Annotated in this window: 17 protein-coding genes; 9 read left to right on the forward strand and 8 right to left on the reverse strand. The window is 59.2% G+C overall.

From position 1 onward, the window contains the following. The coding region (locus tag WBG04_RS06505; RefSeq protein ID WP_424313572.1) for an FAD-binding protein at positions 1-731 on the forward strand (731 nt) is incomplete at its 5' end. 42 nt (positions 732-773) lie between these two features. After that, positions 774-1649, forward strand: coding sequence for a hypothetical protein (locus WBG04_RS06510; RefSeq protein ID WP_424313573.1), 876 nt, complete (start codon positions 774-776; stop codon positions 1647-1649). Between the two features lie 10 nt (positions 1650-1659). Here the strand turns inward: WBG04_RS06510 and WBG04_RS06515 are convergent, their stop codons facing one another. Together WBG04_RS06515 and WBG04_RS06520 are read right to left on the reverse strand one after the other, a co-directional pair. Next, positions 1660-3387 carry a transglutaminase-like domain-containing protein gene (locus WBG04_RS06515; RefSeq protein WP_424313574.1) on the reverse strand — a complete coding sequence of 576 codons (1728 nt, stop codon included), beginning with the start codon at positions 3385-3387 and terminating at the stop codon, positions 1660-1662. After that, positions 3380-4501, reverse strand: coding sequence for a DUF58 domain-containing protein (locus WBG04_RS06520; protein ID WP_424313575.1), 1122 nt, complete (start codon positions 4499-4501; stop codon positions 3380-3382). Before WBG04_RS06520 ends, WBG04_RS06515 begins: the two co-directional genes overlap by 8 nt. A gap of 89 nt (positions 4502-4590) precedes the next feature. On the opposite strand from WBG04_RS06520, the gene WBG04_RS06525 reads away from it, so the two are divergent. Together WBG04_RS06525 and aroE are read left to right on the forward strand one after the other, a co-directional pair. Then, the gene (locus WBG04_RS06525; protein WP_424313576.1) at positions 4591-5922 is read left to right on the forward strand and encodes a glutamate--tRNA ligase; all 1332 of its coding nucleotides are present in this window, start codon (positions 4591-4593) and stop codon (positions 5920-5922) included. Between the two features lie 71 nt (positions 5923-5993). Further along, positions 5994-6896, forward strand: coding sequence for a shikimate dehydrogenase (gene aroE, locus WBG04_RS06530; RefSeq protein ID WP_424313577.1), 903 nt, complete (start codon positions 5994-5996; stop codon positions 6894-6896). A gap of 3 nt (positions 6897-6899) precedes the next feature. On the opposite strand, the gene WBG04_RS06535 is transcribed toward aroE, so the two are convergent. From WBG04_RS06535 to WBG04_RS06550, 4 genes are all read right to left on the reverse strand, one after another. Then, positions 6900-7880: a hypothetical protein gene (locus WBG04_RS06535; RefSeq protein WP_424313578.1), complete on the reverse strand. Its 981-nt coding sequence runs from the start codon at positions 7878-7880 to the stop codon at positions 6900-6902. Positions 7881-7998: 118 nt separating this feature from the next. Next, entirely contained in the window at positions 7999-9072 is a 1074-nt protein-coding gene (locus WBG04_RS06540; protein WP_424313579.1) for a hypothetical protein, read from the reverse strand. 57 nt (positions 9073-9129) lie between these two features. Continuing rightward, the gene (locus WBG04_RS06545; RefSeq protein WP_424313580.1) at positions 9130-10914 is read right to left on the reverse strand and encodes an Hsp70 family protein; all 1785 of its coding nucleotides are present in this window, start codon (positions 10912-10914) and stop codon (positions 9130-9132) included. 417 nt (positions 10915-11331) lie between these two features. Then, positions 11332-11871 (reverse strand): hypothetical protein, encoded by a 540-nt coding sequence (locus WBG04_RS06550; protein ID WP_424313581.1) that lies wholly within the window; start codon positions 11869-11871, stop codon positions 11332-11334. A gap of 123 nt (positions 11872-11994) precedes the next feature. Between WBG04_RS06550 and WBG04_RS06555 the strand changes: the two genes are divergently transcribed. Both WBG04_RS06555 and WBG04_RS06560 read left to right on the forward strand, forming a co-directional pair. Further along, on the forward strand, positions 11995-13050 hold the full coding sequence (locus WBG04_RS06555; protein ID WP_424313582.1) for a TIGR02597 family protein: 1056 nt from the start codon (positions 11995-11997) through the stop codon (positions 13048-13050). Positions 13051-13082: 32 nt separating this feature from the next. Beyond that, on the forward strand, positions 13083-13703 hold the full coding sequence (locus tag WBG04_RS06560; protein WP_424313583.1) for a hypothetical protein: 621 nt from the start codon (positions 13083-13085) through the stop codon (positions 13701-13703). A 62-nt stretch (positions 13704-13765) separates the two neighbouring features. On the opposite strand, the gene WBG04_RS06565 is transcribed toward WBG04_RS06560, so the two are convergent. Further along, positions 13766-14131, reverse strand: coding sequence for a HesB/IscA family protein (locus WBG04_RS06565; RefSeq protein WP_424313584.1), 366 nt, complete (start codon positions 14129-14131; stop codon positions 13766-13768). A gap of 159 nt (positions 14132-14290) precedes the next feature. Here WBG04_RS06565 and WBG04_RS06570 point away from each other — a divergent pair, with 159 nt between their 5' ends. From WBG04_RS06570 to WBG04_RS06580, 3 genes are read left to right on the forward strand one after another with little or no spacing between them, the layout of a single operon-like run. Then, positions 14291-14530, forward strand: coding sequence for a phosphopantetheine-binding protein (locus tag WBG04_RS06570; RefSeq protein WP_424313585.1), 240 nt, complete (start codon positions 14291-14293; stop codon positions 14528-14530). A gap of 8 nt (positions 14531-14538) precedes the next feature. Further along, complete coding sequence (locus tag WBG04_RS06575) at positions 14539-15858, forward strand: hypothetical protein (RefSeq protein WP_424313586.1); 1320 nt, start codon at positions 14539-14541, stop codon at positions 15856-15858. Beyond that, the gene (locus WBG04_RS06580; protein WP_424313587.1) at positions 15855-17246 is read left to right on the forward strand and encodes a class I adenylate-forming enzyme family protein; all 1392 of its coding nucleotides are present in this window, start codon (positions 15855-15857) and stop codon (positions 17244-17246) included. The genes WBG04_RS06575 and WBG04_RS06580 overlap by 4 nt, the downstream gene beginning before the upstream one ends. Before the next feature lie 93 nt (positions 17247-17339). Here WBG04_RS06580 and WBG04_RS06585 read toward each other — a convergent pair. Beyond that, positions 17340-17724 (reverse strand): 3'-5' exonuclease (locus WBG04_RS06585; protein WP_424313588.1); only part of this gene is annotated, 385 nt, incomplete at its 5' end.

Below are 17724 nucleotides of genomic sequence, written 5' to 3' on the forward strand. Positions count from 1 at the left end.
CCATCGACCGCGAACTCAAGAAAACCGGTGCCCCCTGCGTCTATCTGGATGTCACCAAGAAGCCGAAAGGCTTCATGCAGGAACGCTTTCCCTTCATCTACGAGAAGCTTCGTAGTTTCGGACTCGATGCTGAAACCCAACCGATCCCCGTCGTGCCCGCCGCTCACTACCAGTGTGGCGGCGTGGTCACCGATATCGATGGTGAAACCTCGATCGGTGGTCTCTTCGCCATCGGTGAATCCGCCTGCACCGGACTGCATGGCGCCAATCGTCTGGCCTCGAACTCGCTGCTCGAAGGCAACGTCCTCGCCCGTCGCGCGCTCGAGCATATCCTCCAGCACTACGCCCCGGAAAAGATCGCCCTCGATTCCCCCGACATCCCCGAATGGGAACACGGCGATACCAATGCCCCCGACGAATTGGTTGTCATCTACCACAACTGGGACGAACTCCGCCGCCTGATGTGGGACTACGTCTCGATCGTCCGCACCGACAATCGCCTCCGCCGCGCCGCCACCCGTCTCAGAAACCTCAAAAAGGAGGTCCGGGAGTTCTACTGGGGCCACCGCGTCAATGCCGACGTGCTGGAGCTCAGAAACCTTGTGGCCGTAGCGTCCCTGGTCGTGGATTGCGCCATCCGGCGGCGCGAATCGAGGGGCTTGCATCATACGCTAGACTACCCACAAACTGACCCCCGCTTCCAGCGGGACACCGTCATCCGCAGATTTTAGCAACCAGAATCCCGGCCGACGACTTTTCAAAAAAACTCCACCATGCGACAGCGTATTCAGGTCCTCAGCATTGCCGCCCTGCTTGGTGCGACGCCGTGCCTCCATGGCCAGGCCGTCTCAAGCGCAGCCAATCTTCCGCGGGTCGTGATTCCCACCAGCCGCCAGGAAATCCAGCCGGTGCGTCCCATCCAACCGCAGTCCGCCCAGCTCTACCCCTGGCGGCAGAACATCACCGCCACCATCTTCTGGATCGGGGAGAAACCGACCCAGAACAACCCGACTCCCAACCACAAGTCCTCCTGGGACCAGGAGTGGGCGGTGAACTACGGCGGCTACGACAACCCCGACCCGGCAACACGAATCGCCTGTCACCGCACCAATGATTTCCGGCCCAAACATTTCACTCCGCAGCTGAATCCGTTTTACGTCGCCCTGCCCTACAACGACGTCGCGGGATGGAGCCGCCACAAACCGGAAGCCGCCCGCGTCATCCCATGGTTCCGGCGCATCAATCCCAAACCCGGCAAGACGGTCCTCAAAGGACGCTGGCTTCAGATCTATCACAACGGAAAAAGCTGTTACGCCCAGTGGGAAGACTGCGGCCCATGGGTGACCGACGACTGGCGCTACGTCTTCGGCAACAGCCCTCCGAAGAACCGGTCGAACAAGTCCGCCGGCATCGACATCTCGCCCTCGGTCCGCGACTACCTCGGCCTGCAGTCGGGAGAAAAGTGCCACTGGCGCTTTGTCGAAGCCGCCCAGGTCCCCTACGGCCCCTGGAAAAGGTATGGCCAACATCAGCCGGCCCTCGCTCCCGACGGCACGGACTTTGAAGCCAAGCGCAAGTATCTCGAGTATCTTCGGAAACTACGAGATGAACAGTACCAGAAGAAGACGGCGGAACAACTGCATCGCTGAGAAGGCACTCCTACCTCTTCCCGGCCCCGCTTCCCGCCCAGCCCTCGATCCGGCGCTTGAAGGCTTTCTCCAAGGTCGTGTCCCTTGATCCCCCCTCATAGCGGATCCTGTAGTGGTAGCGCATCAATTCGGCCGCGAACTCCGGAGCTTCTTCGAGATCGTCCAAAAGACGTCGCAGCGTCTTGCCCGGCATCACCCGAACACCGCGCCGGCCACACTCGGCAATCAAAACATCGAGGTAGCTGTGCCGACCCCTCGGCAAGGGACGTCCGGCCGATCGTGGCCGATCCCCCTGCCGCCTCAACGATCGCAATGCCAGCAACACCACCCCGGGCACGCCGAACAAGGCAGCGAGACCGAGACCTACCTGCCAGACCGGGCGTTGTTCCCCATCCAACCACTCCATCTCTTGATCCAGATCCTCGGATCCCGGAGGCCTCTCGCCCGGGCCAGCCAACTCGGGATTCGAGCGAGCCAGGGCCGCCGGTGGTGTCGGATCCAGAACCACCCACCCATGACCCTCGAGCCAGACCTCGGCCCAGGCATGGGCCTCCCGCGCCCTGAAGACAAACAGTCGACTATCTTCATAGTAGGTACCACCCACCCATCCATAACTGATCCTCGATGGAATTCCCGCCGCCCGGGCAAACAGCGCCCCCGCCGTGGCGTAGAGCTCGCAATGACCCTTCTGTTCATAAAACAGAAAGTTCTCCAGTGGGTCCCGGCTGTCTGGATTCTCGGTGAACAAGGAATACTCGAGCGTCGACCGTAGATGACTCCTGATCCGGGTGAGACGCTCCATCAACTCACCGCCACCGGCGACCACTTCGGCCTGCAGATAGATCCTCGACCCGAGCGATCCATCGGGAAGCTCCAACCATGCCTCGGGAACGTCGTCGCTTATCGCCAACACCTCACCTTTCAGATCATCGAGCACCTTCGGTTTGGAAATCGTATCATACTCGAAGCCGCCCTCCTGTTTCGGCAAAAGGTTCAGCCCGGCATCCAGAGCCGTCACGCTTTTCACTCTCGCCGCCGTCAGCCCCTGCAATCCGGTCAGCGGATTCTGTCCATGCTTCTCGCTTCCTTGAAAGACGCGACACGAAACAGACTGCCCTCTCCGCTCCGGAGAGACCCTCAGCCAGCCATCGCTTTCCGCCGTCCTCGCCTCAGGCAGCCCGGGAAAAGCCGTCCATGCGGCATCGCCAAACCGGCTGAGAGAAAACGCCTGCACATACAGTTTCGACGACAACATCAGGCTGGCATCGCGCTCACCCGATGGCTGAAGGAAGATCTCCGGGCGGTTCCCCTGCTTGAAATTCGTCCGCATTGGCAAAGGACGCCGCGTCTCGTCATTCCACAGCCAGTTGCCTCGACGGGCATTCCGGTTTTTCTCCGAATCGAGCTCCCGTGCCGCCGCCACCTCCGGACGCAGCCAGACTTCAACCCGAGCAGCGGCAGCTTCCAGCGGGCTGGGAGCCGTTGAGAAAAACACCAGAAACAGACACTCGACGGCCAGAACCGCCGCCCCGATCGCGAGGTAGTCGATCCACCCGGGATTTCTCCAACTCGTCGCCACCTCCCCTCCACCCCGCTCCCGTTTCCCCCACAAACCGATCCCTGCGACCAGCGCCAGCACCGCGAGGCAGGCACGAACCACCAGCGGCCATGATTCAGGCATGCCTCGCAAAAGCACATAGGCTGAAGCCAGGGTCGCCAGCAAAATCAGACTACGCACCGACCCTCCTTCCACCCCGGGCGGCTTCGTAGCTGGCGATGTCCACGAGCATCAATCCGGGCCTCTTTCCCGCATGATCCCGCCAGTGGATCACCGGCATATCGGAAAGGATCACCAGCGCGGCATCTGGATCCAGATCGTGAATCCGGCCCTCCAATTCATGTTCCTCGGTCCCTCGGGCGCGCTGCGCCCTGGCCAGCACTTCCCCTGCCCTTCCCAACTGCTGACGGGTCACCACTCGGCGTGGCACCCACTCCTCAAAATCCGCCAAGAGATCGACCGGAACCCCGCCCGCCTGAAAATGCCGCAGCGTGCCCCAAAGCAGCGACACGGCCCGCTCGAATCGATCCGGACGAATCAGCGCCCCATCCGTTGCATACGAGTGAAAAAGCACCGTCGCCTTTTGCGGATGAAAACCCGGCGGGTCCAGCTCACGCACCATCATCCCACCGCCGCGCGCGTGCGACCTCAAGCTCGGTGCCCAGGCAATGCCCTTCGCCGGATCACCCGCTCGATACTCACGCAAGCCTCGCGGTTCACCAATGGCCTCACTGGCCGCAGCGGCCCGGCGGGGTTCGGCTTCAAGAGCGCTGCCAATCGCCACCAATTCCCTCGGAACCATCTCCAACGGAAGCACGAGCAGCGGACAGGCGATTTGATGATCCACCGAAAACCGGAAAAGCCCGAGAGGAAATTGCGAGTGCACCACGCCGCTAGCCTCCCCGGCATGGCCACGGCTCGGCAGCACTTCACGCAATTCCACCTCGGCACCCGAACCCGCTGCCACCCACGGGATCTGACAACCAGTTTCCAATCCACCCGCCGTCCTGATCTCCAAGCTCATGCCAAAGGCATCGAGAACCTTGCGACGGTTGGCGACCGACACCCGAATCCTGACGGGAATACCCGCCTGCACGACTTTCGGCATCTCCATTTCAATTTCGAGCCGGCGCAAATTCAAGCGCCCGAGAACCCAACTCAGAAGCAGCAGAATCGCCGCCGCCGCCCCGAGAGCCATCAGCACGCCATCCACCCGCAGCAGGCCGGCCGCAGCAAGAGCCACCGCCGCCCCCAGCATCACGCTGCCACGCGTCTCGATCCGCCCCTTCGGCATTCCCAACCATCGCCACAAATCCAGCTACTTCAAGAGCGGAGACCGCTTCACGCTTCCCTCAGCCGCCATTGCAGCCTTCACTCCCGCCTATGAACGTCCGCACCCGCTTCGCCCCCTCACCCACCGGCTACCTCCACGTCGGTGGCGCCCGCACCGCCCTCTTCAATTACCTCTTCGCCAGAAAGCACGGCGGTTGTCTCGTGCTGCGCGTCGAGGATACCGATGAAGCACGCAATACCGATGAAGCACGCGCCGCCATCTTTGAAGGCATGACCTGGCTCGGCCTCGATTGGGATGAAGGCGAGGGCAAAGGCGGCGACTTCGGCCCCTACAACCAATCCGAAAGGTCCGCCCTCTACGACAAGTGGTTCGAAGTGCTTCGCTCCAAGGACCGGGTCTACGAAGACGATGGCGCGTGGCGCTTCCGCTTCGAACGCAAGCCCATCAAGATGCACGACCTAGTCTGCGGCGAAGTCACCATCGACTACACCGACGAGTCGAACACTCCCGACATGGTCATCCGTCGCTCCGACGGCTCCTACGTCTTTCATTTCGTCAATGTGGTCGACGACCTCGAAATGAAAATCACCCACGTGATTCGCGGTGAGGACCATCTGATGAACACGCCGAAGCACCTCCAGTTGTTCGAGGCCTTCGGCGTCCCCGCACCGCAGTATGCCCACATTCCCCTCATCCTGAATGAAAACGGCTCGAAAATGTCGAAGCGCGACGCCGGAGCTGCCGTCGGGGATTACCCGAAACAGGGCTTCATCTCGGCCGCGGTCGTCAACTTCATCGCTCTCCTCGGCTGGTCGCCAAAGTCCGATGAGGAAGTCTTCTCGATGGACGAGCTCATCGAGCGGTTCTCACTGGAAGCCGTCAACCGCGCCCCCGCCCGCTTCGACTCCGAAAAGTGCGCCTGGCTCAACCAGCAGCACCTGATGAAGCTCGGTGCCAACGACTTCGCCTACGCCGCCCGCCCATTCGTCCTCGCTGCCGGCCTGCTCTCTCCCGATGGAGAAAGGGAAGCCCTTTACATTCGCTCCGCCGAAGCCGTCCAGGACAAGGTCCGCCTGCTCTCCGAAGTCCCGGATGCCATCAGCTTCCTGCTCCAGGAAGACATCAGCATCGATGCCGATTCCCTCGCCAAGGTCGCCAAGAACGACCAAGCGGCAACGCTCCTTGCCGCCCTCGCCGACGCATTCGATGACCTCGCCGAATGGTCGGCCGAGCAGGCCAAGAACGCCATCGGCAAGACCGCCGAGGCCAACGGCGCCAAACCCGGCCAACTCATGTTTCCAACCCGCGTCGCGCTTTCGGGAAAATCCGGCGGACCTGATCTCGGCGACATTCTCGCGCTACTCGGACGCGACCGCTCGGTCGCACGGGTTAGAACCCTCGCCGCCAAGCTCGCCTCATAGAAAACACGCTCCTCAACCCAATCCCACCCAAGAATCCTTGGCGAACTTGGCGTCTTGGTGCTTCCAATTTCATGACCGTCCACAGCCTCAACGACCTCAGCTCACCCGACTTGTTAGATGCGGGCCACTCAAAGCCCGCAAGACTCGCCGTCATCGGCTGTCCCGTCGGCCACTCGGCGTCTCCCCGCATGCACCAGCCGGCGCTCGATGAAGCCGGCATCGATGCCCGCTACATCGCTCTTGAGGTCGAGCCAGGTCAGGTCGCCGAAGCCTTTGCGCGCATGCGCGACCTCGGCTTCATCGGCTGCAACGTCACGGTCCCCCACAAGTTCGACGCCTTGGCGGCCTGCAGCGAAGTCGACGACGCCGCCCGGGATCTGGGCGCGGTCAATACCGTCCGCTTCGACCCCGACGCCACCCGCGGATCAAACACCGACGGCTACGGCTTCGAACATGCCGTCAAGGAAACCCTCGGTATCGAACTCTCTGGAAAATCCGTGCTGATTGTCGGCGCGGGAGGTGGCGCAGGTGGTGCGATCGCCGCCCACTGCGTGCGCGCAGGGGTTGCCCGACTGATTCTCGTCAACCGGACCCTGGCGAAGATTGAAGCATTGGCCGGGCGGCTTTCAAACGGTCAGACCGAGATCATCACCCTCGCCGCCGACACCATGGGCCACCCGGATCAGGTCAAGCTGGCCCACTCGGCCGACCTGCTGGTCAACACGGCTTCGCTCGGCCTGAAACCAGACGATCCGTCTCCGCTTCCGGATGCCTGCTTCACCTCCGAACACTGCGTCTTCGATACGATCTACGAGCCTCCTCGTACTTCATTCATTCGTGCTGCCGAGGCCGCCGGCGCCAGAACCGCCAATGGCAAGACCATGCTGCTCCATCAGGGCGTTCGCGCCTTCGAAACCTGGTTCCCCGGATCCAAGCCCACCGCGGCCATGCGCCGCGGCCTGGAAGGCGGATGACCATCAGCGTTCCAGTCCCAGATCGTCGAAGTCATACCAATGGCATGCCAGGATCTCGCGGATCACGAATCCGCGCTCACCGTCTTCTTCCCTCAGCATCCTGACCCTGAGACGAATCATCCCCTTGGGATCCATCGTGAACGCCTGCGACCCGTAGATCCCTTCCTCGGCATCACGTTTCGCGAAAGCAGCCGCCAACACCCTTCCCAGCCGCGAATCCGGATCCACCGGCACTTCGGGTGACGAAGCGCCAAGCTCACCCGGAGCGCCAACCTGCGGGCCGATCAACACAATGCTCGCGATTTTCCCGGAGTCTTCGACCGCTCTCCGCCGCGCCAGCAAACGAAACTCCCCCTCGTCACTGCCTCCTCCCGCCAAAAACACCGCCCAGTCCTGATCAGAATAACGCACCATGTTCTCCCAGTCGATCTTCCACTCACCTTGCTCGTCTTCGAAGAAAACCGCCTCCACCTTTTTTCCCCCATCAAATTCCCAAACCGATTCGATCGCCTTGCCCCGCGGAGTCTCAATCACCTGCAGGATGGATTCACTTGGCTCGGTCTCGGACGAAGGATAGGAGAGCTTTCTCTGGCGCCCCGACATCTTCTTCAGCGCTTCTGCGGAATTCAGAACAAATTCGGCCCGATTCTCGGGCGCCACTCCCTCAAGAAAGCCAATCACCTTTGTCTTACAAGCAAAGTACTGATCGTTGATGAGACTCTCGTCTTCAGTCATCATCCCAAACCCAAGTTCCTCGCTATCCGCATCAGAACCACTGAAGTTTTTCACCGTCGCCACCAGTCCTATCAACGCGAGCAACCAAAGCGCCACGAGCAGACCCAGCAGACTGCGCGGCCGCTTGCGACCCTCTTTGCTCCTGCGATGAGCACCATGCCCACGGCCGACCGAACGCTCGTCTTCCGACGGCTCCTTCTCCAAATCACCGGCCGTCTGCGCGGCAAAGGCAAGCTCCGAGGGATCCACCACCGGATCTCTTCCACATTCCGGACACTGCTCCGGCGCTGCGGCTCCGACTCTGTCTGCAAAAAGATTCCCGCAGCGCCCGCAATGAAACCATCCTCCTTTTGGGTCATCCTTCATTTCAATCTTCGATCCAACCTTTCTGAACAAATTCGCTGATCACGAACTGCCCCAGGTGGCCACGCCCCCCGTTCCTGAGATAAACGATCGCCGCCAGCGCAGTCTCTTGCCTGAACAACACCGTCCCTTCATTCCAGGCCTCGGACATGTCGTTCGACACCTTCGAACCAAGTGGGGCATAACCGTAAATACTCGCGGCCTCACCATCACCACTGTTGATCCTGAAACAGCGATACTCTTCCTCAGGATACTCAAGGGGGAAAAAATTCGAAGGCCACATCTGAACACGCATTTTAACCGTTTGCCCCACTTCCATCCCCCTCAACTCGTCGAGTTCAACGTCTCCGTAAGCCACCGAAGCTTCCCAATCGATCTTCACTTCCTCTCCATCCGAGACAAACACGAATTCAAAAGGCTCTCCCGTATCTTTCATGCCTGAAAGAATGATGTAGTAGCGATGACCGTACTCGATCGCCCGTCCACTCAATTGATCCTGAACAACACCCAGAGGCTTCCAGCGTTGTTCCAAAACGGGCCGTAACTGCTCTCTGTTGCGAATGAGACCAAGCACCTCGTCCACCGTCTCGGCTTCATCATACTCTTTAAAGAGATCAATCGAACGTTTGATCAAGCCATCGGCATCAGCGAGAAGGGCCTGCTCATCCGATTCATCTGGAATCAGATCATCAACCACCTGCAATTGATTAACCGAAATCTCCTGCCCGGGGCGCATGCGATTGAAGGCCATGGCACCCCAAACACTTGCCACTGCCAGCAGGATCGCGCTACCGGCCATGATCAGCGTCCATCCGCGCAATCCAAGTTTCCGCTTCGATCGGGCCAAGGGAACGGGCTCGACCTGCTCCTCATCTTCGACGCGACGATTGGCCAGAGGCACCGCGACCTTATCCAATCTCACCACACTCTCATCCAACTGCTCGGCCGCCTCCTCATCCTCCGGCACTACACCTTCACCACTGCCACGATAACTCCCTCTGCGTCCATCCCCGAACACGCGCACCTCCACACCGCCTCGAGCGGGGCGTTTTGACGGCATGCTTTCCTCCTCGCTCATCCTGACGCGGCAAAACCTGCCCCCATTCACCAGGTCCTACAAGCCTTCAACGACTCCTCAATTCCCCAATTTGCGTTCCATCGCATCTTCCATCGCGCGCTCCACCAATCGCGCCGCCACCCCTTCCGTCGCCCGGTCAAGTTCCTGCACGGCAGCCTTGAGCCGACTGGCCTCCCTGGCATTCAAGGCACTCCGAACTTCGTCCGCCACTTTCCGGATTTCTGCCGACTCCACATCCGAAACCCATTCCGCTCCTTGCTCCAACACCGCCTCAACCGCGGGAAGCAATTCTTCAGCCTTGATCCTGGCTTCGGTGAAAATCCGCTCGCTCATGTCCTCGAAGGCATGCTCCACCGACTCGCTGACCATCTTCTCAACCCGCTCGTCATCCACATCCACGGCCGCACTCTGAATCTGAACGATCCGATCCCGACCCGTCTCGACGTCGCGCGCCAGCACTTCAAGGATCCCGTCCTCATCGATCTGAAACTGCACCCCGACGCGCGCCTTGCCTTTCGCCGCCGGTTCAAATTCCACCTCGAAATCCCCAAGCTGCCAATTGTCTCTCGCCATCTCGCGCTCACCTTGCAGCACCCGGATCCCCATCGACTTCTGCCCGGCCGCCGCATTCGTGAAGAGCTCGCCCGCCTTGCAGGGAATCGTCGTATTCCTCGGAATGATCACATTCATCAGACCGCCAAAGGTCTCGATCCCCAAACTCAGCGGGGTCACATCCAGCAATACCATCTTGGCCATCGCGCCACTCAACACCCCCGCTTGAATCGTCGCACCCAACGCGATCGCTTCATCCGGATGCTGGGATAAATCGAGCTCACGCTCAAAGAATGCCGCCACCGCCCGTCTCACCTCGGGGATCCGCGTGCTCCCCCCGACCAGCACCACGGCATTCAGCTCGTCCTTTGAAAACCCGGCATCCGCCATTGCCTTTCGACAGCAATCCAGCGTCCGAGCGATCAAGGGCTCGGCGAGCTTTTCGAAGTCAGCACGAGTCACCTTCACCTCTGCGCTCTTGCCCCCTTCCAAGAAAGGTACCCGGAAGATCTCCTCATCCTTTTCAGAGAGCATCCGCTTCACCCGCTCCGCCTCCTCCATCACCCGCGCATTGATCACCTCAAGACCCGCCTTTTCGGCACACCACGCCGCCAACTTCGCATCCAGATCATCCCCACCCAGCCGCGTATCACCCCGTGTCGACAGCACCTGAAAGACCCCATCCTGCATCTCCAAAATCGAAAGGTCGAAGGTCCCACCCCCGAAATCATAGACCGCCACCCGCGATCGGTCGCCCAGCTTGTCCAAACCGTAAGCCAGCGCCGCGGCCGTCGGTTCATTGACAATCCGCACCACCTCCAGCCCCGCCAACTCGCCCGCCCGCTTCGTCGCCGCCCGCTGGCCATCATTGAAATACGCCGGCACCGTGATCACCGCCTTTTCGATCTCCGTTTCCAGGCGCCACTCCGCGACCCGCTTCAGCTCCTTCAAGATCTCCGCACTGGCTTCCTCAGGCGTGCGACCGAGCACCACGATCCCGCCATCCTCGCCGCGCTCCATCGGCACCGGAAAGTCCTCCACCTCACCGAAGCGCCTTCCCATCAGTCGCTTCACACTCGTCACCACCCGCCCCGGCTCCAGCGCCCGACGCCGCAAAGCCTTCGCTCCCACCGTGGCATGACCGTCCCGGTCATCGGCCCCAAACCACACCGCACTCGGCATCACCCGCTTGCCCTCCTCATTCGCCAACAGCATGGGAAACCCCGAATCCACCACGCCGACCGCCGAATTCGTCGTCCCCAGATCAATCCCAACAATCACCTCACTCATTTGCCCCCAAAGAATGCGCCAAGCCGCCAAGTTCCAATCCTCAATTTCCCAATTCCGAAACCAAGCAGATAACGCCCGCAGCCCTGTCCCCCACCCACGAGCCACTTACCACACGGTCGCGCCGCAGCGACGGGGGTGATCCGCCACGCCCTCCCGCCCTTCCGACTTTGGGGAACAGGGATCAGGATTCAGGGGTCAGAAAGGCAACTCGCCACATACCAGCTCACCCATCACGAACCGACTCACCCTTCAACCCCAAGGGGGGCATCCCTCCAGATTCGCGCCATCAACCCCAACGGGGTTGCGAAGCACAGCCCGGGGTTGCGAGGCACGAGCTACCCCGGGATTCTCAACCAGTCTTTAATCAACCCCAACGGGGTTGCATCCCTCCGGAGTCGCGCTCACTCGATCCACGATTCACCACAGCCCCGCAAAGCGCTCCTTCACCTGCGCCTGCCACTTCTCCAAAAACGCCAACTCACGCGCGACCCCCCAACCATCCAACTCCCCTCTCTCGATCTCTTCAAATCGACCGACCAAACCATCAAGCTCTCCGGCAAGCCTGGCCTGCAACCCCTCCAAACGCTCCCGACAGACCTGAACCCGCTCCTCCAGCAGCGCCTTCGCCAAATGACTCCCGGCAGCTTCCCGCTTGCGAATCAACTCGTCTGCCGCCTGCAGCACCGGGCCGATTTCCGCAAAAAAATCAACCAAACTTGATGAAAGCGACCCCCTCAGACTCCCTTCAATCCCTTCCAGCTCCAACCAATGCCGCAAGCGGCTCGCCGGATGGCTCAACACCGAAAAGGCCTCCTGCAGCCGCGAAAACCGCTCCACATCCCCGCCCACGTCAGGATGCAAAACCTTCCCCTTCTCCCGAAAAATCATCCCCAAATCCTCACTTTCCAGCACCAAAGAGCGCTCCAGACCAAATTCCTCAAAAGCATCCATTTTCACGCCCCGCTTCCCTGCCACCCCTCTCGTTCCGCCACAAGGCTTGATTCTCCAAGGCTTACTGCCTTCCAGAAAGCGATTTTTGGGATTGCCCTTTGTGAATTTCTAGCCCAATTTCTCGCTGCCATGTCCCTGAGAAAACCAGCCCTCCTTCTCCTCACCGCCGCGATGTCCCCGATCGCGCTCGGTGCCGAACCGATTTATACCGACCCGGTGGGATTTGTAAAACTGGGGAATCTGGATGCAGGAAAACCAGTAAATCCAAGTCAACCGGATGGTGCAAAGATTTCGGCTGTCTCCGGCAATACTGACCTTCATTTAACTGTGCCCTTGGAAGCGGAGCTTATGTTCAGTGGACTCGTCGCCACCACAACTGCAACAACTCTTACTGTTCAGGGAAACCCGAACTGGGCTGATGACCTTTGGTCAAGTGATCCGGAGGTGCCCTACTGTATCGTAATAGAAAGCGAGACTCAAGATGGCCTTCGGGGCCTCATTATTTCTACCGATGCAGGGAACGAGTTAACCGTCGAAGTTCTGGCACCTGGATCGCTTGCTGATGTCGAATCGGGAGACGGAGTAAAAATCAGGAAATGTTGGACAATCAGCTCATTTTTCGGAGATACTTTCATTCCCGAGAACTCCGAAATTTTCTTGTTCGATTCGTCGGCGACTGGCATAAATCACAGCGCAGCTCAAAGCTACCTGAGATTTGGGACAGATTGGCTCGACGAAAATTTTGCTCTAGCAAATAACGTGATGCTCCATCCTGGAGACCACTTCATCCTCAGAGCTCTGGGTGAAATTCCGACTCTCACAGCCTTCGGAGATGTTCAGACCACCTCTCAAAAAATTGACGTAACCAAATTGGGCCCTCTGGCAAACGCAGAGGATATCGAGTTCGGATTAAACAGTCCAATACCCCTAACCGTTGGTTCTCTAAATATTCCTGCAGAGGACAACGACGAACTCTTTGTTTACGATAATTCCACCCCGAATTTAAACAAGTCAGCATCGAAAAGTCTATTATCCTTCGGCGGGGTTTGGGTGGACGAAAACTTCAGTGATGCATCAACCTTTGCAATTCTTCCCGGGAATGGATTGATTCTGAGAAGAGCTCCCGGTTCGAAAGTTACACCTCAATACTTCACTGTACCATCTCCGATTGCACCGAACCCCTAAATTTCACCCGAATAGCTTTCAAACGAATGATCATGAAATTTTCCTACAGTCTACTAGCAATAATCCTGCTTCAAAGTGCTCAAGCGGCAGTAACCATTCGCTTTTCTGATGCTACCAATTCGCTGACTGGCTTGGGAGATTTCATGTCGACTACAGCTACTAACGGATTAGCTTGGGGGATCGTTGTAGACGGTGATAAAGATGGTTTTTCGACCTTTATTGCGACGGCAGGCCTAAAAATCGAAGATGGAGCCGATCTAGGAACAAACGACTTCTTCTACTACGGTGGCAGTACCGTGACAGTGCCGGGCACGCAAGGTGGCGCTGGTGGCGCAGTCCTCCTTAGTGCAGCGGATGTCTACGAAAACTTAACTGGTTCTTCTGGATTTATTTTCGGAATCGTCTGGTTCGAAACAGGACCGCGAAACCTTACCGAAGGCTCACTACTGCTTCCAGGTGATCATTATGGGCTACTCCAAAATCCTTCTGGCTTCATCCTCCCTCCTGATGGAGATAACGTGAACTATTCAACGCTCTTTCCAGGAAGTGAAGATGTGCGAGCAGCTAATCTCACCATGATACCTGAGCCAAGTAGCGCACTAATGGTCTTTAGCTTTCTCGGAATTTCTGCACTTTTGACTCGGAGACGCTAAGAGTGTTCATGGTCTAATAGCCTTAAAAAGGACCCGCCATCCGGCGGGTCTTTTTTTGTGCCTTAAGCCGAGAAGCTCTCGCCGCAGGAGCAGGTCACGACGGCATTCGGGTTGGTGACCTTGAAGCCGCCCTGTTGAAGGTCATCGGAGTAGTCGAGCTCACTGCCACTCACAAACAGCGCGCTCTTCGGGTCGATCACCACCTGCACCTCATTGCTTGGCACCAGGATGTCCCGGTCCCTCGGACCATCCACCAGGTCCATCTTGTACTGCAGGCCGCTACACCCTCCTCCGATCACCGCAATCCGCAGCGCCCCGTCTGGTCGACCCTGCTTGCTCAGCAGGCCTCGCAGATGGATGGAGGCCCCTTCGAGAACCTTGATCAGCTTCTCGTTACCGATCTTGTAGTTCACCGTGCCTTGTGTCATCGCCGTCAATCTCGCTCGCTTCCCCGAAACTGGAAACCGAAATCTCACTCATTCCGCACCGCAAGCCGTCAAAGCAGAGAAATCGCATGAGGCGAAGCCTTTTACGCGATCGGCTCTGGATCATTCGCTCACTCCGGCCTTTGATTCTCCCCCACCACCATGGAAAACAAACTCCTCGGCATTCTCGGCGACGAGATCCTCGATCTCGAGGAACCCCTGACTCACGAAAGCGACCTCTTCGAAGCGGGCCTGGACTCGATGGGCATCATGCAACTCATCCTGGCCATCGAAGACCAATTTCAAGTCGTCATCGATCCCTCCGAGCTTTCCCGCGACAACTTCGCGACCGTCAGCCACATCGCCAAGCTGATCCACTCCAAGCAGTCCACCGCCCGCTGATTTGAGCGATGGATGAAGTTCACGCCGCCCCAAACCTGAGCGCTCCCATCTCGACCACGGTCAGCGACGGGTTCCTCCTCGGTTTGGAATCCCTGATGGGGCGCAAAGACCAGGGACACCATCTGGCAGTGACCGTGCTTGAGCTCGAGGGAACGCCTGATCCGGAAGCCTTGAAGCGCGTCGCCACCACTCTCGGACATCGTCATCCGATCATCCACGCCCGCCTCCGCCGGAGTCTCAGGACCTTCGAAGCCGCGTGGCATCCCACAAGGCCCGCCCCGATTCCGCTTCACAAGCACGACGCCTCCGATCTTGATTCGCTGATCCACACACTCCTGAACGAGCCATCGGTCGACATCCACGCCGAAGGCCCGAACATCGAGTTGCATGTCGTCACCCTCGCCCCCGATCGTTGGGCACTCCTCATCCTGTGGCCGCATGCGCTGTTGGATGGCATCGGCATCAACAAGTTCATCGCCGAACTGGCCGGTGGCGACCCGGGCGTCGCCCACGGCGAAACCTGCCAGGAAGCCGGTTCTCCGGGCACTCTCTGGAAACGAGCCGAACCCGTGATCAAGGAAATGCGGAGCTTCCCGAGCCATCGGATCCGTTCGCTCCACCAAAAGGGCAGCAAACCCACCGGGAACCGCTTCAAGGTATTCAGGTTCACCAGGACCGAATCCGAAACCATCCGCAGCAAGATGGCCTCCACGGCGGGCGAACTACTACTTCTCCCGTATTACGCCTGCTGCGCCGCCCGCGCGACACGCGCGGTGATCGCCAGCCGTCACCCGGACGAAGAGGTCCCGATCCTCCTTTCACTTCCCGTCCAACGTCAACCGAACCCGGCAAAGCGCCCGCTGTTCCACAACCACATGGTCGCCTACTCACTGCTGCTCACCGCCGAAGACCTGCAGGAGCTTCCGTCCGCCACCCGGATCCTTTACAAGAAATACGCCGACTTCCTGAGGAGGAAGCTACCCGCTGCGATGGAACCCCTGACCAAGCTGATGGAGCGCTGCCCGTCGCGCTTCTACCTCAAACCGGCGACATTCTATCTGAATGGAGAGATCTGCTCCCTCTTCCACTCCCACACCGGTCAATTCTTACCCGGTGTCACCCACTTGTTTGGCGCTTCCTTGATCAACGGCTACCACGTTCCAAGCGTGTCGTCCCCTCCGGGCATCGGCATCTTTTTTTCCGAGTATGACGCCCAACTGAGCTGCACAGTTTCATGGAAAGACGGCAGCTTAAACGACGAGGAGTTCCACTTGCTCCAATCCACTCTGCTCGAGGATCTCGGAGCCACGTCAATTTCTTCTCCATGAATTTGATCGAGGACATCGCCCGTCGGCATCCGCCTGAACGACCGGCCGTCGTCTCCGGCGACCGGGTCCTTGGCTATGGTGAACTCTTCGGGTTTGCCAGGCCGATCGCGGAGCACATCCGCCAGCAGAACACCTTGGGGCGGAAGCCCCGCATCGGACTCCACTGCCCCAACGGACTCGATTACATCATTCTCTCGCTCGGAATCCTGCTTGCCGATGCCTGCCTGGTTCCGCTCGCCGAAGAGCTCACTTCCGAAGAACGCGACGAAATCACCCGCACCACCGCACTCGATTTCATTCTCTCGTGGGACGCGAAAACGTCGACGTCGCAGCTCACTGCCTGCCAATCGCCCGAGCCACTCTTTCCGGAGAGCGGATTTCAAGCGCTGAACCCAGCCTTCATTCGCTTTTCCTCGGGAACCACCGGCACCAGCAAGGGCGTCGTCCTTTCCCACGAGTCGCTGTTAGACCGTATCACCGCAGCCAACGAAGGGCTCAAACTCGGACCTCATGACCGAGTGCTGTGGATGCTGCCGATGGCCCACCACTTCGCCGTCTCGATCGTGCTCTATCTCCACGCAGGTGCGCTGACCGTCCTTGAACACTCGCCGCTGCGAGAGGACATTCTTGCGACCGCGGAAAAGCATGCCGCCACCGTCATCTACGGATCCCCCTTCCACTTCGCCCTGCTCGCCGGCGATCCGGGTACCTTCCGTTGGCCATCGCTGCGACTCCCCATTGCCACCGCAGCGGCCCTTCCGGAAGCAACTGCCAAGGCATTCGAACAACGTTTCTCGAAACCCCTCATCCAAGGTCTCGGAATCATCGAAGTCGGGCTCGCCGTCCTCAATCTCGATTCACCCGGCGAAAAACCCACCTCGCTTGGAAAAGCACTCCCCGCCTATGAAATCCAACTGATCGACGAATCGGGCCACGATGTCGCGGAAAACACGGCCGGTGAGCTTCACATCCGCGGACCCGGCCTGCTCGACGCCTATCTGGTCCCTTGGAACCCACAGCCTCTTGCCGACGGCTGGTTCGCAAGTGGCGACCTCGTCGTCCGCGATCCTGAGGGTTACCTCACCTTGGTCGGCCGGAAGAAATCGGTGATCAATGTCGCAGGCATGAAGGTCTTTCCCGAGGAGATCGAGGCGATCCTCAATCTCCATCCCGAGGTCGAGCGCAGCCGGGTGCTCGGCAAGGAGCATCCCCAAATGGGCCAGATTCCCGTCGCCGAGATCATCCCCGCCGATCCCTCGCATCCCCCGAAACCAGTGACGCTCCAAAAGCACTGTCGCCAGCACCTCTCGGCCTACAAGGTCCCGATGCGCTTCTCATTCGTCGACTCCCTCCCCCTCACCGCCTCGGGAAAGATCAAACGCACGTAGCTGCCATCGCCTCTCAGCCTTTCAGCCTTTCAGCCTCTCAGCCTCTCAGCCTCTCAGCCTCTCAGCCTCTCAGCTTTTCAGCTTTTCAGTTTTTCAGCTTTTCAAAAAAGAGTCCATATCGCCGAAGAAATCCCCCAGCTCGTCATCACTGACTTCCGCCCCCATGATGTCATCATACGATGAGTGTAGTACATGCGCGTCATCAAGCTCCGAAATGAAGGTGCTCGGCGTGCACCCGACCTGCTGACCCCACTTCATCCTCACGTTGCAGTAGGTCATCGTCAGCCGCTTCTGAGCCCGCGTGATTCCAACGTAGAGCAAACGGCGCTCCTCGTCCTTTGTCCCTTCCTGAATGCTCCGTTGATGCGGTAAAACTCCTTCTTCACGGCCAACGAGGTAAACGATCGGAAACTCCAGCCCCTTCGAGGCGTGAAGCGTGATCAGGGTCGCTCCCTGCTTCTTCTCCAGATCATCATCC

The sequence above is a fragment of the Haloferula sp. genome, from assembly GCF_049672945.1.
In the GTDB taxonomy this organism is placed as follows: domain Bacteria; phylum Verrucomicrobiota; class Verrucomicrobiia; order Verrucomicrobiales; family Akkermansiaceae; genus Haloferula.

Coding starts and splice junctions, on each gene's coding strand:
- WBG04_RS06525 (WP_424313576.1), top strand. CDS start 4,591: ATGAACGTCCGCACCCGCTTCGCCCCCTCACCCACCGGCTACCTCCAC.
- WBG04_RS06545 (WP_424313580.1), bottom strand. CDS start 10,914: ATGAGTGAGGTGATTGTTGGGATTGATCTGGGGACGACGAATTCGGCG.
- WBG04_RS06520 (WP_424313575.1), bottom strand. CDS start 4,501: ATGCCGAAGGGGCGGATCGAGACGCGTGGCAGCGTGATGCTGGGGGCG.
- WBG04_RS06575 (WP_424313586.1), top strand. CDS start 14,539: ATGGATGAAGTTCACGCCGCCCCAAACCTGAGCGCTCCCATCTCGACC.
- WBG04_RS06540 (WP_424313579.1), bottom strand. CDS start 9,072: ATGAGCGAGGAGGAAAGCATGCCGTCAAAACGCCCCGCTCGAGGCGGT.
- WBG04_RS06510 (WP_424313573.1), top strand. CDS start 774: ATGCGACAGCGTATTCAGGTCCTCAGCATTGCCGCCCTGCTTGGTGCG.
- WBG04_RS06560 (WP_424313583.1), top strand. CDS start 13,083: ATGAAATTTTCCTACAGTCTACTAGCAATAATCCTGCTTCAAAGTGCT.
- WBG04_RS06565 (WP_424313584.1), bottom strand. CDS start 14,131: ATGACACAAGGCACGGTGAACTACAAGATCGGTAACGAGAAGCTGATC.
- WBG04_RS06580 (WP_424313587.1), top strand. CDS start 15,855: ATGAATTTGATCGAGGACATCGCCCGTCGGCATCCGCCTGAACGACCG.
- aroE (WP_424313577.1), top strand. CDS start 5,994: ATGACCGTCCACAGCCTCAACGACCTCAGCTCACCCGACTTGTTAGAT.
- WBG04_RS06555 (WP_424313582.1), top strand. CDS start 11,995: ATGTCCCTGAGAAAACCAGCCCTCCTTCTCCTCACCGCCGCGATGTCC.
- WBG04_RS06570 (WP_424313585.1), top strand. CDS start 14,291: ATGGAAAACAAACTCCTCGGCATTCTCGGCGACGAGATCCTCGATCTC.